Source organism: Streptomyces sp. NPDC017448 (genome assembly GCF_044330565.1).
Lineage (GTDB): Bacteria > Actinomycetota > Actinomycetes > Streptomycetales > Streptomycetaceae > Streptomyces.
This window is the reverse complement of sequence record NZ_JBIRLM010000004.1, coordinates 162,205-176,867: the sequence shown is the minus strand read 5'-3', so window position 1 is coordinate 176,867 and position 14,663 is coordinate 162,205. Positions and strand designations below refer to the sequence as shown.

16 protein-coding genes are annotated in these 14,663 nt (G+C 73.3%); 4 read left to right on the top strand and 12 right to left on the bottom strand.

The features are described from left to right. Position 1: 1 nt before the first annotated feature. Both ACH4K1_RS09800 and ACH4K1_RS09795 read right to left on the bottom strand, forming a co-directional pair. On the bottom strand, positions 2–247 hold the full coding sequence (locus ACH4K1_RS09800; protein WP_398088151.1) for a bacterioferritin-associated ferredoxin: 246 nt from the start codon (positions 245–247) through the stop codon (positions 2–4). A 162-nt stretch (positions 248–409) separates the two neighbouring features. Continuing rightward, the gene (locus ACH4K1_RS09795; RefSeq protein ID WP_398088411.1) at positions 410–1,756 is read right to left on the bottom strand and encodes a class II 3-deoxy-7-phosphoheptulonate synthase; all 1,347 of its coding nucleotides are present in this window, start codon (positions 1,754–1,756) and stop codon (positions 410–412) included. 102 nt (positions 1,757–1,858) lie between these two features. Between ACH4K1_RS09795 and ACH4K1_RS09790 the strand changes: the two genes are divergently transcribed. Both ACH4K1_RS09790 and ACH4K1_RS09785 read left to right on the top strand, forming a co-directional pair. Next, positions 1,859–1,927, top strand: a complete 69-nt coding sequence (locus ACH4K1_RS09790) for a trp operon leader peptide (RefSeq protein WP_374229098.1) — start codon at positions 1,859–1,861, stop codon at positions 1,925–1,927. 136 nt (positions 1,928–2,063) lie between these two features. Beyond that, the gene (locus ACH4K1_RS09785; RefSeq protein ID WP_398088149.1) at positions 2,064–3,962 is read left to right on the top strand and encodes an anthranilate synthase family protein; all 1,899 of its coding nucleotides are present in this window, start codon (positions 2,064–2,066) and stop codon (positions 3,960–3,962) included. A 65-nt stretch (positions 3,963–4,027) separates the two neighbouring features. On the opposite strand, the gene ACH4K1_RS09780 is transcribed toward ACH4K1_RS09785, so the two are convergent. The 4 genes from ACH4K1_RS09780 to ACH4K1_RS09765 form a co-directional block, all read right to left on the bottom strand. Continuing rightward, positions 4,028–5,023 (bottom strand): 2-hydroxyacid dehydrogenase, encoded by a 996-nt coding sequence (locus ACH4K1_RS09780; protein ID WP_398088147.1) that lies wholly within the window; start codon positions 5,021–5,023, stop codon positions 4,028–4,030. Positions 5,024–5,102: 79 nt separating this feature from the next. Continuing rightward, positions 5,103–5,807, bottom strand: a complete 705-nt coding sequence (locus tag ACH4K1_RS09775) for a response regulator (RefSeq protein ID WP_398088145.1) — start codon at positions 5,805–5,807, stop codon at positions 5,103–5,105. After that, the gene (gene macS, locus ACH4K1_RS09770; RefSeq protein WP_398088143.1) at positions 5,804–7,039 is read right to left on the bottom strand and encodes a MacS family sensor histidine kinase; all 1,236 of its coding nucleotides are present in this window, start codon (positions 7,037–7,039) and stop codon (positions 5,804–5,806) included. The genes ACH4K1_RS09775 and macS overlap by 4 nt, the downstream gene beginning before the upstream one ends. Positions 7,040–7,069: 30 nt before the next feature. Further along, entirely contained in the window at positions 7,070–7,837 is a 768-nt protein-coding gene (locus ACH4K1_RS09765) for a lysophospholipid acyltransferase family protein (RefSeq protein WP_398088141.1), read from the bottom strand. A 211-nt stretch (positions 7,838–8,048) separates the two neighbouring features. Between ACH4K1_RS09765 and ACH4K1_RS09760 the strand changes: the two genes are divergently transcribed. Continuing rightward, positions 8,049–8,828: an alpha/beta hydrolase gene (locus ACH4K1_RS09760; protein ID WP_398088140.1), complete on the top strand. Its 780-nt coding sequence runs from the start codon at positions 8,049–8,051 to the stop codon at positions 8,826–8,828. Further along, the gene (locus tag ACH4K1_RS09755; RefSeq protein WP_398088138.1) at positions 8,821–9,516 is read left to right on the top strand and encodes a hypothetical protein; all 696 of its coding nucleotides are present in this window, start codon (positions 8,821–8,823) and stop codon (positions 9,514–9,516) included. The genes ACH4K1_RS09760 and ACH4K1_RS09755 overlap by 8 nt, the downstream gene beginning before the upstream one ends. Here ACH4K1_RS09755 and ACH4K1_RS09750 read toward each other — a convergent pair whose 3' ends face one another. From ACH4K1_RS09750 to ACH4K1_RS09725, 6 genes are all read right to left on the bottom strand, one after another. After that, positions 9,517–10,272, bottom strand: a complete 756-nt coding sequence (locus tag ACH4K1_RS09750; protein ID WP_398088136.1) for an endonuclease/exonuclease/phosphatase family protein — start codon at positions 10,270–10,272, stop codon at positions 9,517–9,519. It lies immediately after the preceding gene. A gap of 79 nt (positions 10,273–10,351) precedes the next feature. Beyond that, a complete protein-coding gene (locus ACH4K1_RS09745) occupies positions 10,352–11,293 on the bottom strand; it encodes an ROK family glucokinase (RefSeq protein ID WP_073769379.1) in 942 nt (313 codons plus the stop codon). A 75-nt stretch (positions 11,294–11,368) separates the two neighbouring features. Further along, positions 11,369–11,836, bottom strand: a complete 468-nt coding sequence (locus tag ACH4K1_RS09740) for a DUF5304 domain-containing protein (RefSeq protein WP_398088135.1) — start codon at positions 11,834–11,836, stop codon at positions 11,369–11,371. A gap of 82 nt (positions 11,837–11,918) precedes the next feature. Beyond that, positions 11,919–13,106 (bottom strand): ArsA-related P-loop ATPase, encoded by a 1,188-nt coding sequence (locus tag ACH4K1_RS09735; protein WP_398088133.1) that lies wholly within the window; start codon positions 13,104–13,106, stop codon positions 11,919–11,921. A 5-nt stretch (positions 13,107–13,111) separates the two neighbouring features. Next, a complete protein-coding gene (locus tag ACH4K1_RS09730) occupies positions 13,112–13,561 on the bottom strand; it encodes an SRPBCC family protein (RefSeq protein ID WP_398088132.1) in 450 nt (149 codons plus the stop codon). A gap of 109 nt (positions 13,562–13,670) precedes the next feature. After that, positions 13,671–14,477, bottom strand: coding sequence for a metallophosphoesterase (locus tag ACH4K1_RS09725; RefSeq protein WP_398088131.1), 807 nt, complete (start codon positions 14,475–14,477; stop codon positions 13,671–13,673). Between the last annotated feature and the right edge of the window lie 186 nt (positions 14,478–14,663).

The window sequence follows — 14,663 nt, the reverse complement described above, 5'->3', positions numbered from 1 at the left end:
GTCAGGCGGCCTCGGGGAGGCGCACGTCCCCGACCGCGCCGACGGCGGCGGGCTCCTGCCGCTGGTCGAGCAGCTCGCGGCGGGCGCAGTCGCCCCGGCCGAGCAGGGCCTGGATGCGGCGCACACATCCGCCGCAGTCGGTCCCGGCCTTGCAGGCGGAGGCGATCTGCCGGGGGGTGCAGGCTCCGGCGTCCGCGTGCTTCTTGACCTGTGCTTCCGTGACACCGAAGCAGGAACAGACGTACATACGGGCCACCTCCCTGCGGATCGGTCACGGGCGCCGCCCCGTTTTCCACGGTGAGGCTAACCTAACCTTACCCGCCGCTCAACCGGCGTAAAAGGCCGGGTACGACGGTGGGGCACGGATCACATGGATCCGTGCCCCACAGCTGCGTCCGCCGGGGACCGCCTACTGGTCGCGGTACATCTCGGCGACGAGGAAGGCCAGGTCGAGGGATTGGCTGCGGTTGAGACGGGGGTCGCAGGCCGTCTCGTAGCGCTGGTGCAGGTCGTCCACGAAGATCTCGTGGCCGCCGCCCACACACTCGGTGACGTCGTCGCCGGTCAGCTCCACGTGGATGCCGCCCGGGTGGGTGCCCAGCCCCTTGTGGACCTCGAAGAAGCCCTTGACCTCGTCCAGGACGTCGTCGAAGCGGCGCGTCTTGTGGCCGGAGGCGGCCTCGAAGGTGTTGCCGTGCATCGGGTCGGTGACCCAGGCGACGGTCGCGCCGGAGGCGGTGACCTTCTCGACCAGCTCGGGGAGCTTGTCGCGGACCTTGTCGGCGCCCATGCGGACGATGAAGGTCAGCCGGCCGGGCTCGCGCTCGGGGTCCAGGCGGTCGACGTAGCCGAGCGCCTCGTCGACGGTGGTCGTCGGGCCGAGCTTGATGCCGATCGGGTTGCGGACCTTCGAGGCGAACTCGATGTGCGCGCCGTCCATCTGGCGGGTGCGCTCCCCGATCCAGACCATGTGGCCGGAGGTGTCGTACAGCTCGCCGGTACGCGAGTCCGTGCGGGTCAGCGCCGTCTCGTAGTCGAGCAGCAGGGCCTCGTGCGAGGCGTAGAACTCGACCGCCTTGAACTCGGCCGGGTCGGTGCCGCACGCCTTCATGAAGTTGAGCGCGTTGTCGATCTCGCGGGCCAGGGCCTCGTAGCGCTGGCCGGCCGGGGACGACTTCACGAAGTCCTGGTTCCAGGCGTGGACCTGGCGCAGGTCCGCGTAGCCGCCGGTGGTGAAGGCGCGCACCAGGTTCAGCGTGGAGGAGGACGCGTGGTACATCTGCTTCAACCGCGCCGGGTCCGGGATCCGGGCCTCCTCGGTGAAGGCGAAGCCGTTCACCGAGTCGCCGCGGTAGGTCGGCAGGGTCACGCCGTCGCGGGTCTCGGTGGGCTTGGAGCGCGGCTTGGAGTACTGGCCCGCGATCCGGCCGACCTTGACGACCGGCACGGAGGCGGCGTAGGTCAGGACGGCGCTCATCTGGAGGAGCGTCTTCAGCTTGGCCCGGATGTGCTCGGCGGACACGGCGTCGAAGGCCTCGGCGCAGTCGCCGCCCTGGAGCAGGAACGCCTCGCCCTTGGCGACGGCTCCCAGACGGGCGCGCAGCTGGTCGCACTCGCCCGCGAAGACGAGCGGCGGATACGACGCGAGGTCCGCGAGTACATCGCGCAGGGCCTCGGAGTCGGGGTACTCGGGCTGCTGGGCCGCGGGAAGGTCTCGCCAGGTGTTGCCACCGGCGACGGAGGTATTGGCGTTCACGGTCACGCGCACAACATTACGGGGTCGGGGGAGGCGTCCATCCGGACGCTCAATGGGTGAGACACCCCTTCCGCCGCCCGGATCGTCCGCTAGGGTCGGGGCATGTCGACGCGACAGACCCGGCTCTCGATCCGGAACTGGTGGTGGACCGCTCATCCGGCGGCCCGCTGATTCATCGCGCTGACACATCGCGAAGGCCGCCCGAGGGGCGGCCTTTTCCGCGTTCGGAAAGCCGTTCCTCTCCCTGTGAACCCCGTGCCGGTCCCCTGTGGATCCCCGTACGGGCCGTCCGGAAGGAACCGCACCCATGTCCTCGTCCGCACCGCCCTCCTCCTCCGCCCTCGTCCGCCGGCTGCTGGCCGAGGACGCCCCGCCGTTCGCTCTGCTGCGGCGGCGGGCCCCCGGGCGTGACCACGATCACGTCGAGCTGCTCATCGGCGGGGTGCGGGAGGTGGACCGGCTGGCCGACCTGCCGGTGGGCACGTCCCCGGCGCTCGCCCTGGTGCCGTTCCGGCAGATCGCCGAGCGCGGCTTCGACGTGCGCGACGACGGCGCCCCGCTGAGCGTGCTGACCGCCGAGGAGACGCACGAGCTGGAGCTCGCGGAGCTGCTGGCGGCGCTGCCCGCCCACGACGTGGCGGTGGAGGACCGGGGCTTCGACGTGCCGGACGCGGAGTACGCGGACATCGTGCGGCGGGTGATCCGTGACGAGATCGGGCGGGGCGAGGGCGCGAACTTCGTGATCCGGCGGACGTTCCGGGGCGAGATCCCCGGGTTCGGGCGGGCGGACGCGCTGGCGCTGTTCCGGCGGCTGCTGGCGGGCGAGCGGGGCGCGTACTGGACGTTCGTCGTCCACACCGGGGACAGGACGCTGGTGGGGGCCAGCCCGGAGGTGCACGTACGGATGTCCGGCGGGACGGTCGTGATGAACCCGATCAGCGGGACCTACCGCTACCCGGACGGAGGGCCCACCGCGACGAGCCTGCTGGCGTTCCTCGGGGACCGCAAGGAGAGCGAGGAGCTGTCCATGGTGGTCGACGAGGAGCTGAAGATGATGTGCACGGTGGGCGACATGGGCGGGGTGGTGGTCGGCCCCCGGCTCAAGGAGATGGCGCACCTCGCCCACACCGAGTACGAGCTGCGCGGGAAGTCCTCGCTGGACGTGCGGGACGTGCTGCGCGAGACGATGTTCGCGGCGACCGTCACCGGCTCCCCGGTGCAGAACGCGTGCCGGGTGATCGAGCGGTACGAGTCCGGGGGCCGCGGCTACTACGCGGGGGCGCTGGCGCTGCTGGGCCTGGACGCGAGCGGGGCGCAGACGCTGGACTCGCCGATCCTGATCCGTACCGCCGACATCGCGCCCGACGGCTCGCTGCGGGTTCCGGTCGGGGCCACGCTCGTACGCCACTCGGACCCGGAGGGCGAGGTCGCCGAGACGCACGCCAAGGCGGCCGGGGTCCTCGCCGCCCTGGGGGTGCGGCCGGGCCGGCCGGCCGCGGAGGCGGACCGTCCGCGGCTGGCCGCCGACCCCCGGGTGCAGGCGGCGCTGGACGACCGGCGCGGCTCTCTCGCCCCGTTCTGGCTGCGGATGCAGGAGCGCGTCCAGGACCTTTCCGGCCACGCTCTGGTGGTGGACGGCGAGGACACGTTCACCGCGATGCTGGCCCATCTGCTGCGGGCGTCCGGGCTGGACGTCTCGGTGCGCCGCTACGACGAGCCGGGGCTGCGCGAGGCGGTCCGGGCGCACGAGGGGCCCGTGGTGCTGGGCCCCGGCCCGGGCGACCCGGGCGATCTGGGCGACCCGAAGATGCGGCTGCTGCGGGAGATCGCCGCCGAGCTGGTGCGGGACCACCGGCACGGGCTGCTGGGCGTCTGCCTGGGGCATGAGCTGATCGCGGCGGAGCTGGGGCTGGAGATCGTCCGCAAGGCCGTGCCGTACCAGGGGGCGCAGACCAGGATCGAGCTGTTCGGGCGGCCGGAGACGGTGGGCTTCTACAACAGCTTCACCGGGCGGTGCGACGCCTCGGCCGCCGCCGAGCTGGCCGCGCACGGGATCGAGGTGAGCCGCGACGAGCGGAGCGGCGAGCTGCACGCGCTGCGGGGGCCGGGCTTCGCCTCGGTGCAGTTCCACCCGGAGTCGGTGCTGACCGTGCGGGGTTCGGCGATCGTGGCGGAGCTGCTGGCGGGGCTGCCTGTGGCGGGCTGAGCGGAAGGCGGGGCCGCCCGTGGCGGGCCGGGCGGAAGGCGGGGCCGCCCGCGGCGGGCCGGGCTTCACGCCCTCGGCACGAGGACGTTCTCGCTGTGGCGGCGGGCCAGGTGGTCGACGACGTTGGCTACGGTCGCGTCGATGATCTGGCCCACCGCGTCCTCGGTGTAGTACGCCTGGTGGGAGGTGACGACGACGTTGGGGAAGGTCACCAGCCGGGCGAGGGTGTCGTCGTCGATGCCCTCCAGGGACTTGTCGAGGAAGAACAGTCCCGCCTCCGCCTCGTACACGTCGAGCCCGACGCCGAGGAAGCGGCCCGCGCGGAGCTCGGCGACCAGGGCGGTGGTGTCGACGAGGCCGCCGCGGCTGGTGTTGACGAGGATCGCGTCGTCCTTCATCGCCTGCAGGGCGGCCTCGTCGATGACGTGCCGGGTGGCGGGGAGCAGCGGTACGTGCAGGCTGACCAGGTCGGCCTCGGCGAAGAGCCGCTCCTTCTCCACGTACTCCATGCCCAGCTCGACGCAGGCCGGGTTCCGGGCGACGTCCCAGCCGAGCAGCCTCATGCCGTAGCCGTGGGCGATCCGGGTGAACGCCTCACCGATCTTGCCGGTGCCGAGCACCCCGACGGTCCGGCCGTGCATGTCCCGGCCGAGCAGCCCGTCGAGCCGGAAGTCGAAGTCCCGGGTGCGGCTCGCGGCGCGGATGACGCGCCGGTTGACGGCCATGGCGAGGGTCCAGGCGAACTCGGCGACCGAGTGCGGCGAGTAGGACGAGACGCGGGCGACGCGCAGGGACAGCCGCTCGGCGACGTCCAGGTCGATGTTGTTGAAGCCGGTGGAGCGCTGGGCGATCATCTGCGTGCCGCCCGCGGCGAGCGTCCGGAGCACCGGGGCGCTCAGGTCGGCGTTGACGCTGGTGGAGATGGTCTCGTAGCCGGCCGCGATGGGGGCGGTGTCCCGGTTGAGGAAGACGTCCAGGCAGCGGACCTCGTGGAGCCCCGCGAAGGCTTTCTCGATCAGGGGCTTCTCGTCGGACTGCACACCGAAGGCCAGGATTTCCACGGGGTCTCCCGATCCGGAACTGTGGGCGGGGCAGGGCCGTACACGCGCGAATATACGGCCCCGCCCCGGAACCCGCCGGTCAGACGTCGTCGAGACCGCTCTCGATGGCGTAACGCACCAGCTCCACCCGGTTGTGCAGCTGGAGCTTGCCGAGGGTGTTCTGCACGTGGTTCTGGACGGTGCGGTGGGAGATGACCAGGCGCTCGGCGATCTGCTTGTACGAGAGCCCCTTGGCGACCAGCCGCAGCACCTCGGTCTCCCGGTCGGTGAGCTGGGGGGCCTTGGGCTCGTTCGGCGCCGCGGGGGCGGGGTCGGAGGCGAGGCGGCGGTACTCGCCGAGGACGAGGCCCGCCAGGCCCGGGGTGAAGACGGGATCCCCGGCGGCGGTGGAGCGGACGGCCTCGATCAGCTCCTGGGTGGAGGCGGACTTCAGCAGGTAGCCGGTGGCCCCGGACTTCACCGCCTCCAGGACGTCGGCGTGCTCGCCGCTGGCGGAGAGGACCAGGACCCGCAGGCCCGGGGCGGCGCCGACCAGCTTCTTGCAGACCTGGACGCCGGGCAGGCCGGGCAGGTTCAGGTCGAGGACGAGGACGTCCGGGTTCACGGCCCCGGCCCGCCGGACGGCGCCCGGGCCGTCGCCGGCGGTGGCGACGACGTCGAAGCCCGCCTCGGCCAGATCGCGGGCGACGGCGTCGCGCCACATCGGGTGGTCGTCGACGACCATGACCCTGATGGGCCGTCCGCCGTCCGCCTGCTCGTCCTGTGCTCCGTCGTGCGTACTCATCGGTCCGATCCTGCCTTCCCCCGGGAAACCTTCGGTGCTCTGGGAACCTTCAACTCGACCTCGCAGCCCTGCCCGGGCACCGAGATCAGCTCTGCCGTGCCGCCCAGGTCGCGCAGCCGGCCCCGGATGGAGAGCGCCACCCCGAGCCGCCCCTCGCCCTCCGCCTGGGCGAGCCTGCCCTCCGGGATGCCGGGACCGTCGTCCCGGACGGTGACGATCACCTCGTCCGGCTCGTCCTCGACCAGGATCCACGCCTGGGCGTCCGGGCCCGCGTGCACCCGTACGTTGTCCAGGGCGGCGCCGACGGCGGCGGCCAGCTCCCGGGCCCGGGCGGCGGGGAGCAGGACCGGGGCCCCCGGCTCGGCGAAGCTCGTCCGGGCTCCGGCGTGCGGGGCGAGGAGGGCGCGCAGGTCGCACTCCGCCTCCTCCCCGGGCGGCTCGTCGTCCACCTCGACCGTGCGGACCACCGCCCCCTCGGCGGCGTCCTCGGAGACCCGGACGGGGGGCACCAGGCCGCTGGAGACCAGGGTGCGCAGGGCGACCTCCTGCTCCCCGGCGAGCCGGCCCAGCTCGGCCGCCTCGCCCCCGATCGCGGTCCCCCGGCGCTGCACCATGGCGAGGACCTGGAGCACGCTGTCGTGGATGTCGCGGGCGAGCCGTTCGCGTTCGCGGGTGGCGGCCTCGATCTCCAGGGCGCGGGCCAGGGTGCGCTCACTGGCGCGGGCGACCTCGACGACGTATCCGATGGCGATGGAGGCGACCCAGACCAGCAGGACGTTGTGGAAGGTGTCCCGGCTGGGGTCGCCGCGCTGGATGATGTTGGCGACGGCGACGAACGTGGAGGCGAGGGCCGCCCACCGCCAGCCGCCCTTGAGGGCGAAGGCGAGGACCGAACCGGCCGTCCAGATCGAGGGCAGCGTCGGCCCGTCGAACGTCTGGGAGTCGAGGTCGGCGAGGGGGGTGAGCAGGATGCCGGCCAGCGCGACGACGAGGTCCGCGCCGAGGAAGCGCTTGGTGCAGCCGGCCGCCGAGCGGACCTTGGGCAGGGTGGCGAGCGTCCAGACGACGAGGAAGCCCAGGTACGCCGCGGCCACCCAGGGCCGCTCGAACTTCTCCCGCCCGAAGGCGGCGAGCAGCACCGCGTAGACCACGGTCCCCACGCGGTAGCCCGTCAGCGCACGCCACAGCGGCAGCTCGACCGACATCCGTACGACCCGCTCACGCTTGGCCATGCCACACCCCCCGGACGGTGGACGACGCGGTTACGCGCCGGACCGTTCCGTTCCGTTTCCGTCCGCGGCAGCCTGCTTCCGCTCCCGCTTGGCCTCCTCCGCCCTGGCCTTCGCCTCCTCGGCGATCTGGCGCTTGGCGGCGGTGGCGTAGACGTCGACGTACTCCTGGCCGGAGAGCTTCATGATCTCGTACATGACCTCGTCGGTCACCGAGCGCAGGATGAAGCGGTCGCCGTCCATGCCCTGGTAACGGCTGAAGTCGAGCGGCTTGCCGATCCTGATGCCGGGGCGCATCAGCTTGGGCACCACCTGGCCGGGCGGCTGGATCTTCTCGGTGTCGATCATGGCGACCGGGATGACGGGCGCTCCGGTGGCCAGCGCGACCCGGGCCAGCCCGCCGGGCTTGCCCCGGTAGAGGCGGCCGTCGGGCGAGCGGGTGCCCTCGGGGTAGATGCCGAAGAGGCCGCCGCTCTCGACGACCTGGATGCCGGCCTTGATCGCCGCCTCGCCCGCCCCGCGCGCTCCGGAGCGGTCGACGGGGAGCTGGCCGACGCCCTTGAAGAAGGCGGCGGTGAGCCTGCCCTTGACCCCGGGGGCGGTGAAGTACTCGGCCTTGGCGATGAACGTGACCTTGCGGTCCAGCACGGCCGGCAGGAAGAACGAGTCGGAGAACGACAGGTGGTTGCTCGCGAGGATCGCCGGACCGCGCGCGGGAATGTTCTCCAGGCCCTCCACCCAGGGCCGGAAGGCGAGCTTCAGGGAGCCGCCGATGGAGAACTTCATTGCGCCGTAGATCAACTCTGGTGCCTCCTGTGTGCTGTCCGTAGACCTTAGCCTGTGGGGCCGCCCCCTCCCCCGTCCGGCCCGGGGCCCGCCGGGCCCGCGGGGCGCCGGGCGGAGCCGTGACGGCCCTGGTCGGTGTCGGTCCGGTCGCGTACGGTGAAGCCATCCGTCAAGCACTCCCCCAGGTGCGCCCTCCCCCGCCCCGCCCCACGAACAGGAGACCCTGGTGCCGGTCCTCCCCGGAGCCGAGCCGTTCCGCCACGAGGGCGGAGAGGTCGGCGTCCTCCTCTGCCATGGCTTCACCGGATCCCCGCAGTCGCTGCGCCCCTGGGCGGACCATCTCGCCGAGCGCGGGCTGACGGTCTCGCTGCCGCTGCTGCCGGGCCACGGCACCCGCTGGGAGGACATGGCGGTCACCGGCTGGCAGGACTGGTACGCGGAGGTGGACCGGGAGCTGCGGATCCTCGCGGAGAAGTGCGAGCGGGTCTTCGTCTTCGGGCTCTCCATGGGCGGGGCGCTGTCCCTGCGGCTCGCGGCCAAGCACGGCGACGCGATCAGCGGGCTGGTGCTGGTCAACCCGGCCAACAAGGTGCACGGGCTCTCGGCGTACGCGCTGCCGGTCGCCCGCCATCTGGTGCGGACGACGAAGGGCGTGGCCGACGACATCGCGCTGCCCGGCTCGCACGAGGTGGGCTACACCAAGGTGCCGCTGCACGCCGCCCACTCGCTGCGGAGGTTCCTGGCGCTGGTCGACGGCGAGCTGCCCCAGGTGACCCAGCCGCTGGTCCTGCTGCACAGTCCGCAGGACCATGTCGTGCCGCCCGCCGACAGCGCGCGCATCCTGAGCCGGATCTCGTCCACGGACGTCGAGGAGATCCTGCTGGAACAGAGCTACCACGTGGCGACGTTGGACCATGATGCGGAGCGGATCTTCGATGAGAGTTTCCGGTTCATCGGCCGTCTCGCACCGAACGTCGGGATGAAGGGGAGCACGTCCGGTGGCTGAGCACGACGCGGAGCGCACGAGCGGCGACGAGGAGCGCGAACCGCGCCCCACGGAGCCGGCGGCCGTCCCGGAGGGGACGGCGAAGCCGGCCGGGGCCGAGGGAGCGGAGCAGGAGCGGGCGATCGACGAGGACGCGGCGTGGGCCGCGATCGTCGCGGGGTACGGGGAGGAGCCGCCGGACCCGCCGGGCGCCAAGCCGTTCAAGGCGGTCGAGGACCTGGCCCTGCCGGAGGACGGCCGGCGCAACACGGTGGGGCCGGACGGCTCCGCCGGGAGCCCGGCGGACAAGGGGTCCGGGAAGACGCCGCCGAAGCCGCCGGAGAAGAAGCCGCTGGGCAGTTCGGTGGTCTTCGCGCCCGGTGTCGCCGGTCCGCGCGACTACGAGCTGCCCGAGTCGAAGGACGACGGCGTCGACGACCCGGACGACGGGGACGAGGGCCACTTCGTGCCCCCGGAGCCGCCGCCGCTGCCGGAGGCCGACGTCACGGCGAAGTTCGCCTGGCTGGCGGTGATCGGCGGGCCGGTGCTGATGCTGGTGGCGGTGCTGTTCCGGTGGGAGATGACGTGGTGGCTCACCACGCTGTGCATCGGCGGCTTCCTCGGCGGTTTCGCCACCCTGGTGGCCCGGATGCCGCACGACGACGATGACGACACCTACGGCGACCCGGGGCGCGGCGCGGTCGTGTAGTCACCGGGCGGCGGGGACGTGGAGGGCGGCCAGGACCGGCAGGTGGTCCGTGGCCGCCCTCAGGTCGTCCTCGCTCACGCCGGGCAGCCCGGTCGGCGCCCCGCAGCCGAGCACCTCGATGCCCGGGGTCGCGAAGATCGCGTCGATGCGCTTGCGGGGCTCCTCGGACGGGAACGTCGGCTCCCCGCCCCACGGCGCGGCGGCCCGGCAGTCCTGGAGGGGCCCGGCCAGCTGCCGGAACGCCTTCCCGTCCGGGCCGTCGTTGAGGTCGCCGCCCGCCACGGCGTGCTCCACGCCCATCGCGGCCAACCGCTCCAGCAGCAGCTCCGCCTGGGCGAGGCGTTCGTCGCGCTGGAGGCTCAGATGGCAGCTCAGCACCCCCAGCCGGGCCCCGGCGATCCGCACCACGGCGGTGGCGAAGCCCCGGCGGTGCAGGCCGGGGGTGAGCGGCAGCAGGACGTCCTCGGTGCGCTCGACGGCGACCCGCAGCGAGCACAGCAGCAGGGGCCCGGCCGCGGTGGCCCCGCCGCTGAGCACCACCAGGCCGCTGCTCTTCGCGAGCCGGGCGGCGGCCTTGCGCCAGCGGAAGAAGCGCGGGGCCTCCTGGACGAGGACCAGGTCGGGGGCGCAGGCGCGGACGACCCGGGCCAGGGCCTCGGTGTCGTCGTGCATCGAGCGGACGTTGTAGCTCAGCACGCGGATGACGGCTGAACCGTCCGCCTCGGTACGGGGGTCGGGCAGGGGCGTCAGGACCATGCGGGCCACGATACGGCGGACGCCCGCCGCGGCCCCGGAGGGCGGCGGCGGGCGTCGGTGCGTCGTGCGGGAGGTGCGCTCAGCCCTGGCGGGCGAGGTCGGCCGCGCCCACGAGCCCTGCCTTGCCGCCGAGTTGCGCGGCGAGCACCTGGGCGTGCGGACGCCATTCGCCGCCGATCAGCCAGCGTCGGAACGACTTGCGGATCGGGTCGAGGACCAGTTCGCCCTCGTCCGAGACGCCGCCGCCGACGATGAACGCGGACGGGTCGAACAGCGAGGCGAGGTCGGCCAGTCCGGCGCCGGCCCAGCGGGCCAGTTCGCGGAAGGAGTCGATGGCCACCGGGTCGCCCTGGCGGGCGGCCTCGCTGATGTGCTTGCCCTCGATGCCGTCCACCGAGCCGTCGCCGAGGCCGAGCAGCACGGTGGCGTTCTCGGGGGTGGCGTTGGCGCGCTGCTTCGCGTACCGGACCAGGGCGCGGCCGGAGGCGTACTGCTCCCAGCAGCCCTGGCTGCCGCAGCCGCAGAGCAGGCCGTCCGGGACGACCCGGATGTGGCCGAACTCGGCGGCCACGCCGAAGCGTCCGCGGCGCAGCTTGTTGCCGATGATGATGCCGCCGCCGAGGCCGGTGCCGAGCGTGATGCAGATGACGTCCTCGTGGCCCTGGCCGGCCCCGAAGCGGTATTCGCCCCAGGCCGCGGCGTTGGCGTCGTTCTCCACGACGACGGGCAGGCCGACGCGCTGTTCGACCTTGTCCTTGAGCGGCTCGTGGCGCCAGTCGATGTTGGGTGCGAACAGGACGGTGGCGCGCTTGTCGTCGACGTAGCCGGCGGCGCCGATGCCGACGGCCTCCACCTCGTGGCCCTCGCTCGCTCCGGCGACCGCCGCGCAGATCGCGTCGACGATGCCTTCGGCCGTCGGCGGGGTCGCCACCTTGAACGTCGAGAGGATCCGGCCCTCTTCGTCGACCACTCCAGCCGCGATCTTCGTGCCGCCGATATCGACGCCGATGGTGAGTCCCATGAATCCCTCAGTTCCGGTCGAGCCCCGCTAGGGCCAACCGTACCCGAGGCCGGGCCCCGGACCGGCCGGAGCCGGTCAGTCCAGGTCGATGCGTTCGGGGCCGGAGGGGCCTTCCTCGCGGGGGCCGGCGGGCTCCTCCGCGGGCTTCTTCGCCGGGCCGCCGCCCGAGGCGCCCTCGGTGGTGCGGGTCCAGCGGCTCTCCTGGCCCTCGACCGCGGAGCGGTAGGCGGCGAGCAGTTCGCCGCCGGCGGCGGCGAGGTGGTCGAAGACCTGCGGGTTGCGCTCGATGACCGGTTCGACGGCGGACCTGGCCTGCCGGACGGCCTGCTGGAGGGCGCCCTGGGCGGCGATGCCCAGCAGCGGGGTCTGGAGCGAGGAGACCTTGTCGGCGACGGCGTCCACCAGCTTGCGCAGCTCCTCGGCGGCCGATCCGGGCGGGGGGCCGTACCGGGCGCGGCGGCGGGCCTGCTCGGCGGCGAGGTCCTCGGCGCAGGCGTCGGCCCACGCGTCGCCGTCGACGGGACGATCGGTGGCTTCACTCATGGCGGGCTCCTGCGGCGCGGGCGGCCGACGGTCGGCCTGCCGTTCACGTACCACCGACGTTACCCGAACGGCCCCACGCGGTTCAGGTGGTGCGCGGCCACAGCGCCGGATCGGGGGTGAACCGCACCCGCAGCACCCCGTCGGTCAGGGCCGCGCCGGAGACGGCGCACCGGCGCAGCGCGGAGGCGATCCGCACGACCCGGTGGAAGGGGCCGACGGTGAGGAGGAGTTCGTCGCCCCTGCGGACCAGGCGCAGGTGCTCCTTGGCGGCCCCGGGCAGCGGCAGGCACCAGGTGAGGACGGTGGCTCCGCCGTCGGCGGCCGGCTCCTCCTCGGTCCACCACGGGTCGCCGGCCGGGCCCGGCGTCCGGTCGTCGGGGGCGGGGATCTCCAGCGCGGCCAGGTCGTCCGGGCCGTGCGGGTCGCGGCCCAGGTGGGCGGCCTCGTGCACGGGAAGGTCCGGGGGGAGGTCCTGGCGCCAGTGGTCGAGGCACTTGTCCTGCTGGGCGGCGAGCGCGGCGAACCAGGGGTCCGCGGAGTGGCGGGGCAGGACGCGGGAGGCGACCAGCAGGTCGGTGCGGAGCCCGTACAGGGCGAGGCCGGTGCGGGCGGCGCGCAGGGCGTCCTCGGCGGCCGGGCCCGGCTCCGCGACCAGCCGGAGGGTGGTGGCCCCGTCCTCGATCAGGGCCTGTACGGCGGCCAGCTCGGCGTCCTTGCGGGCGGCGGCCTCGTACAGCCACTGGGCGGGCATCGGAACCCCGGCGAGCTGGGCGAGGACCGGGCGCAGGGCACGGGCCGCCTGGCGTTCGGCGGGGAGCAGCCGGCGCAGGTAGCGGCGGAGCTGTTCCGGGAGGGCGAGCAGGGCCAGCGCCTCGGTCAGCGGCGGGAGGTCGACGACGAGGGTGTCGTAGCCGGACCAGTCGCCCTCGGCGGCGCGGCGCAGGGCGTGCACCAGGGCGAGCTGCGGGGAGCCGGGGAGCTCGGTCAGCTCCTCGCCGTCGAGCCGGCCCGCGCCGAGCAGGTCCAGGACGCCGGAGGCCCGGTTCTGGAGGTCGGTGAGTTCGGCGCGGAAGTGTTCGCCGGAGTCGATGCGGGCGTGGTCGAGCAGGCCGGTGACCCGGGCGGGTTCCGTGGCGGCGGGGAAGCCGGGTATGGCCTCGGCGGAGAGCAGCAGGGTGCGGGCGCCGTCCGCGGCGGCGGCCAGGGCGGTGGCCGCCGCGGTGGTGGTACGGCCCGCGCCGCCGGGGCCGGTGACCAGGACCGTGCGCACGGGGCTCAGCTCTGCGGGGCGGACTCGACGCGCTTCTTCAGACCGGCGAGGGCGCGGTCGATGATGACCTTCTCGGCCTTGCGCTTGATCATGCCGAGCAGCGGGATCTTGACGTCGACGGCGAGCCGGTAGGTGACCTCGGTGCGCGTGCCGCCGGCGAGCGGGGCGAGGGCGTAGGTGCCGTCCAGGGAGCGCAGCATCTGGGACTTGACGAGGCTCCAGCTGACCTCGTTCTCGCCGGTCCAGGTGTAGGAGAGGACGTGGTCGTCCTTGATCGCCCCGGCGTCCAGGACGAGGCGGACCCGCTCGGCGCGGCCCTGGTCGTCGGTGGCGAGGACCTCGGCCTCCTTCACCTCGCCGGTCCACTCCGGGTAGCGGGCAAAGTCGGCGATCACGCCCATGACGTCGGCCGGCGCCGCCTCGATCGTGATGCTCGAGCTGGTGTGTTCAGCCATCGCCGTGGCCCTCCAGTGCGGTGTAACCGGTCCCGTTCGGCAGAGCTCTGCCGGTGTGCAGGCTATCGCGTGCCCGGGGCGCCGCGGGCCGCGGCCCGGCGGCCCGCGTTCACCAGCTGAGCGCCCAGGGGGTTCCGGTGGAGGCGAAGTGGCCGACGTTGACGCACTCGGTGGCGCCGATGCGCATCCGGCGGACCAACGGCTGGTGAACATGGCCGAAAAGCGCGTATCGGGGGCGGGTGGAGCGGATCGCCTCCAGCAGGGCGCGGCTACCGCGTTCGAAGCGGCGGGCGACGGTGTCGTACGTCAGCTCGGGGACGTCGGGCGGGATGTGCGAGCAGAGGACGTCGACCTCGCCGAGCGCCTCGACCTTGGCGGCGTACTCCTCGTCGCTGATCTCGTACGGCGTGTTCATCGGGGTCTTGAGGCCGCCGCCGACGAAGCCGAAGACCCGGCCGCCTATCTCGACGCGTTCGCCGTCCAGCACGGTGGTGCCCGGGCGGGCGTACTCGGGCCACAGGTCGGGGACGTCGACGTTGCCGTAGGTGGCGTACGTCGGGGAGGGGAAGGCCGCGAAGAGTTCGGCGTACTGCCTGCGTACCGCGCCGAGGATCTCCGCGTTGCGGTCGCGGCCCGCCCACAGCTCGCGGCCGAAGGCGCGGGCCTCGTCGTAGCGGCGGGCGGTGCGCAGGGCGACGATGCGGTCGGCGTTCTCCACGCCGAACAGGTCGGGGAAGATGCCGCGCGAGTGGTCCGCGTAGTCGAGGAAGAGCACCAGGTCACCGAGGCAGACCAGGGCGTCGGCGCCCTCTCCCGCGCGGGCCAGGGCCTCGGTGTTTCCGTGCACGTCGCTGACCACGTGGATTCGGGTGGACCGGGCGGCCGAGCCTCCGTCGACCGATTCGCTGCCTCGCATGGGATCACCCTAGGGTGCCGGTTCCCCGGCTGGGTAGACCGTCCGGACCTGCGGTTACTTCCACGTCGGGACGGCGGTGGACTACTGTGCGCGAAAGGGCCATTTATATGTGTGATGCATAAGACATCTGGCCGGAACCCCCTATCCGGAACCGCGTACCGGTGGGTAACGTCCGGGCAGTCCAGG

Bases quoted from the DNA above. Each gene is read 5' to 3' on its own strand.
- ACH4K1_RS09730 (WP_398088132.1), bottom strand. From the start codon at position 13,561: ATGGCTGAACACACCAGCTCGAGCATCACGATCGAGGCGGCGCCGGCC.
- ACH4K1_RS09785 (WP_398088149.1), top strand. From the start codon at position 2,064: ATGTCCTCGTCCGCACCGCCCTCCTCCTCCGCCCTCGTCCGCCGGCTG.
- ACH4K1_RS09775 (WP_398088145.1), bottom strand. From the start codon at position 5,807: ATGAGTACGCACGACGGAGCACAGGACGAGCAGGCGGACGGCGGACGG.
- macS (WP_398088143.1), bottom strand. From the start codon at position 7,039: ATGGCCAAGCGTGAGCGGGTCGTACGGATGTCGGTCGAGCTGCCGCTG.
- ACH4K1_RS09745 (WP_073769379.1), bottom strand. From the start codon at position 11,293: ATGGGACTCACCATCGGCGTCGATATCGGCGGCACGAAGATCGCGGCT.
- ACH4K1_RS09740 (WP_398088135.1), bottom strand. From the start codon at position 11,836: ATGAGTGAAGCCACCGATCGTCCCGTCGACGGCGACGCGTGGGCCGAC.
- ACH4K1_RS09750 (WP_398088136.1), bottom strand. From the start codon at position 10,272: ATGGTCCTGACGCCCCTGCCCGACCCCCGTACCGAGGCGGACGGTTCA.
- ACH4K1_RS09725 (WP_398088131.1), bottom strand. From the start codon at position 14,477: ATGCGAGGCAGCGAATCGGTCGACGGAGGCTCGGCCGCCCGGTCCACC.
- ACH4K1_RS09800 (WP_398088151.1), bottom strand. From the start codon at position 247: ATGTACGTCTGTTCCTGCTTCGGTGTCACGGAAGCACAGGTCAAGAAG.